Consider the following 4,061-nt stretch of genomic DNA (forward strand, 5'->3'; position numbering starts at 1 on the left):
GTAACGGGCTGGTCAAAGAACCAGCCCACTTTGCATCAATATTTGAATTTTGTTAATTCAATTCTTTGTGCTCTCCGGTTACCAGGTAAATTACCTCCTCGCCGATATTTGTGGCGTGGTCGGCTATCCTCTCCAGATAACGGCAGACATGCAAAAGATAGGTTGACTGCATCACCACTTCCGGATTTTCCATCATGCAGTTGATTAATTCCCTGAACACCTGGGCAAAAATATAATCTACGTCATCATCCAAAGCGCACATGGCACTGGCTTTTTCAATGTCGCTGTGGACATAGGCGTCAAGTCCGTCCTTAATCATCTGCTGGGTCAGTTTGGCCATTTGCGGAATATGCTCAAGCGGTTTAACCGTCAGGGTCTGGCCGCTTAAACACATGGCAGAGCGGGCAATATCCACGGCGTGATCCGCCATCCGTTCCAGATTCAATAAAATTTTTATGCCCGTAATAACAACTCGTAAGTCTCTGGCGATAGGCTGCTGGGTAGCGATTATCTTAATACATTTCTCTTCTATTTCCAGGAAAAGTTTATCAATCATATCGTCCCCCATAATAACCTGGGAGGCCTCAGTCACGTCAACCTTGACCAGAGATTGGACGGAATCGTAAACAGCTTGTTCCACAAGGCTTGCCATGCGTAAAATATCTTGCTGAAGTTCTTTTAAAGCTTTATCAAAAGCTCCGCGGGTAGTCATTTGCAAAAACACTCCTTTAACCAAACCGTCCTGTAATATAATCTTCTGTACGCCGGTCCTTGGGACGGGTAAAAATCTCGTCTGTAATGCTGAATTCGACTATCTCACCATTTAAGAAAAAGGCCGTGACGTCTGAAACCCTTGCAGCCTGCTGCATATTATGGGTAACTATGACAATTGTATAGTCCTGTTTTAAAACCTGGATGAGTTCCTCCACCTTCATCGTGGAAATTGGATCAAGAGCCGAACTTGGCTCGTCCATTAAAACAACTTCCGGCTCAATGGCCAGCAAACGGGCTATGCATACCCTCTGCTGCTGTCCGCCCGACAACCCCAGGGCTGATTTAAACAATCTGTCCCTGATCTCATCCCACAGGGCGGCGCTCCGCAGACTGCGTTCCACAATTTCATCAAGCCTGCCTTTGTTCCTAATTCCATGAACGCGCGGTCCGTAGGCCACATTATCATAAACAGACATCGGAAACGGATTGGGCCGCTGAAAAACCATCCCCACCCGCTTGCGCAGGGCCACCACGTCAACTTCCGGGCTGTATATATCTTCTTTGTCAAGAAAGACGGACCCTTCAATGCGTACTCCTTCAATTAAATCGTTCATCCTGTTTAATACTCTTAAAAACGTTGATTTGCCGCAACCGGAAGGTCCAATCAACGCTGTAATCCGGTTAGTTTCAATTTCCAGATTTATATCTTTTAAAGCCTGATAATCAGCGTAATAAAGGTTTAAATCCCTGGTGAGCATCTTGATTTTTTTCATTTTTATGTCCAACCTTCGGTGATAATTCAGCGTTTAACCTTGATTTTACTCCTTCTTCTTATCAATCGGAAGGAAAAATGTAAATTTGCTGCCCTTGCCAACAACGCTTTCTACTCCTGTTTTCCCGCCGTGCGCCCTGATAATGTGTTTGACTATCGCCAGACCCACACCAATGCCGCCCAGTTCCCTGGAGCGAGACTTTTCCACACGGTAAAAACGCTCAAAAATTCTTGGAAGGTTTTCCGGCGGGATACCTATCCCGGTATCTTCCACATCAATTCTTACATTTTCTTCGTCAGCGCCGGCCCTTAATGTTATCCGTCCACCGGCGGGTGTGAATTTTATCGCATTGTCCAGCAGGTTGATCAGCACCTGCGCCAGCATATCCGGATCACCTCTGACCACGGGAAGTTCCGCGGGTAATTCGGTGACCAGTTCAAGGTTTTGTTCTTCTGCCTGGGCCTGAAACATTACTACCGCCCTGTTTACCGTATCCAATAACTGGACGGCCTGCCAGCGGTGGACTACCTGCCGTTCTTCAATCTTGGAAAGATTCAGCAGATCATCGATCAGCCTCGTCAGTCTGGCTGTCTCCCTGTTGATAATTTCTAAAAAGCGGCGGACGGTTGCCTGATCTTCAATCTTTCCCTCCAAAAGGGTTTCCAGAAAACCCCGGATTGAAGTAAGAGGTGTTCGAAGCTCGTGGGAAACATTGGCGACAAATTCTGTGCGCATATCTTCGAGTCTTTTACGCTGGGTAATATCGTTAAATAATACTACTGCGCCGCCTTTTTGACGGTTATGCCCCTGTAAAGGGGTTGCGTTGACATAAAAAACTTTTGGCTCAGGATAAATAAGCCTTATCTCCTGGCTGACCGGCTTTTCAGTTCTTAAGGCCTTTTCCAGCAGGCGTTCAACATCATAATTGCGAATTACACCAAGTATATTTTTCCCCTGGCTTGTTTTCTGGTCAATTCCAAAAACCTTTTCAATCACCGGATTGATAAATAAAACTTCGCCGGATTTATTAACTGCGATAACACCGTCTGCAATGCTGTCCAGGATGGCTCCGGCCTGGTTCCTGGCCTCCGTAATCTCCTCGATGGTGTTTTTCAGCTGGCGGGCCATATCGTTAATACTGCGGGCGAGTTCTCCAAATTCGTCGTCTGTGTATATGTGCAGTTCCTTGTCCAGGTTCCCGCGAGCCATTTCCCGGGCTGCAGAATTGACCTCTTCAAGCGGTTTTATGACACGCTTCCATAAAAACCAGGCTAAACCTATCGAAAACGGTATTATAACAGTCAGCGCTCCTGCCAGGTTAAGCCTGTTGGCCACGTACAAATCAAAAAGGCCGTAAAAGATCAGCAGCGCGACAATAAAATAGGCAACCGGCCGCCAAATGATTCCCTTGACCAAAAAGATCTTTTTTGCCATTACAAGTTTTCTCTGAAGCGGTATCCAACACCGCGGACTGTTTCGACAAATTGCGGCGATTCAGAAACCTGTTCCAGCTTTTGGCGAATGTGCCTTATATGCACATCAACCGTGCGTGAATCGCCTATATAATCATACCCCCAGATGCGCTCCAAAAGGTATTCGCGTGAAAAGACCCGTCCCGGTTCACGGGCCAAGATATATAAAAGATCAAATTCCTTGGGGGTTAGATCATACTTTATACCGTTCACTGTTACAGAAAATCTTTCCGGATCAATAACCATCGGACCTCTGGCAAACTGTCCCGAAAGGCTGTCCTGTGTTTTAGCGTCCCGGCGCAGCCTGGCTTTGACCCTGGCGACCAGTTCCCTTGGACTGAAAGGCTTGGTAACATAATCGTCAGCGCCCATTTCCAAACCAAGAATCCTGTCTATTTCCTCAGTGCGGGCACTGAGGATGATCACAGGAATCCCTCTTGTATTAGGGTCAGAGCGTAAAATCCGGCAGACCGATAAACCATCCTGCCCGGGCAGCATCAGATCAAGAATAATCAGGTCAGGCTGCTCTGAAGAAACCTTTTTAAGAGCGGCATCCCCGTCACCTGACGCAATTACCTCGAAACCTTCTCTTTCGAGGTTAAAACGGACAAGCTCAACTATATGCTCTTCATCGTCCACAACCAGTATCCTGGGCATTGCTCTACCCCCCTAAAAAGGGCTTTGTACTGTATTGACGCGCGGAGCACTACATTTTCTAAAGTTTACTTTGCTTAGGAATTTTATCATAAAAAATCTGTATTGGCTATATTATTCTTAAAATTTAATTAAAACAACACAGGAAAACGTTACTATTCACAGTCCTATTTAATTTCCATTCATGACATAGAATGTTCTTTATCAAATAAATATCAAATAAATAACATCACCTATTCAATAGAGAAAAGGATAAAAGCGCGGCAAACGCAACATCAAAAGAAATAAATGCCGCGCTTTTTTTGATTAAAATTTTTTAAAAAAGCAGGACTCCAACCATCCGATGTCGAATATTGCATTATGAAAATCGCGGTGGAAGGAAATTCGTATGGAATATCGGACAAGGCCTGAAATAACAGAAGATAAGGTTGAACAGATCAGAGGCATC

General features: G+C 45.4%; 4 protein-coding genes. All 4 read right to left on the reverse strand.

From position 1 onward, the window contains the following. Positions 1-52: 52 nt before the first annotated feature. Genes phoU through DEH07_01965 form a run of 4 tightly spaced genes read right to left on the reverse strand, consistent with a single transcriptional unit; the run spans position 53 to position 3,616 of the window. Positions 53-712 (reverse strand): phosphate transport system regulatory protein PhoU, encoded by a 660-nt coding sequence (gene phoU, locus DEH07_01950; protein HBY03314.1) that lies wholly within the window; start codon positions 710-712, stop codon positions 53-55. A 16-nt stretch (positions 713-728) separates the two neighbouring features. Then, entirely contained in the window at positions 729-1,487 is a 759-nt protein-coding gene (locus tag DEH07_01955; GenBank protein HBY03315.1) for a phosphate ABC transporter ATP-binding protein, read from the reverse strand. A gap of 45 nt (positions 1,488-1,532) precedes the next feature. Next, on the reverse strand, positions 1,533-2,903 hold the full coding sequence (locus DEH07_01960) for a PAS domain-containing sensor histidine kinase (protein HBY03316.1): 1,371 nt from the start codon (positions 2,901-2,903) through the stop codon (positions 1,533-1,535). A 17-nt stretch (positions 2,904-2,920) separates the two neighbouring features. Continuing rightward, positions 2,921-3,616: a DNA-binding response regulator gene (locus DEH07_01965; protein HBY03317.1), complete on the reverse strand. Its 696-nt coding sequence runs from the start codon at positions 3,614-3,616 to the stop codon at positions 2,921-2,923. Positions 3,617-4,061: the final 445 nt, after the last annotated feature.

It is taken from the genome of Desulfotomaculum sp. (assembly GCA_003513005.1).
Classification (GTDB): Bacteria; Bacillota; Desulfotomaculia; order Desulfotomaculales; family Nap2-2B; genus 46-80.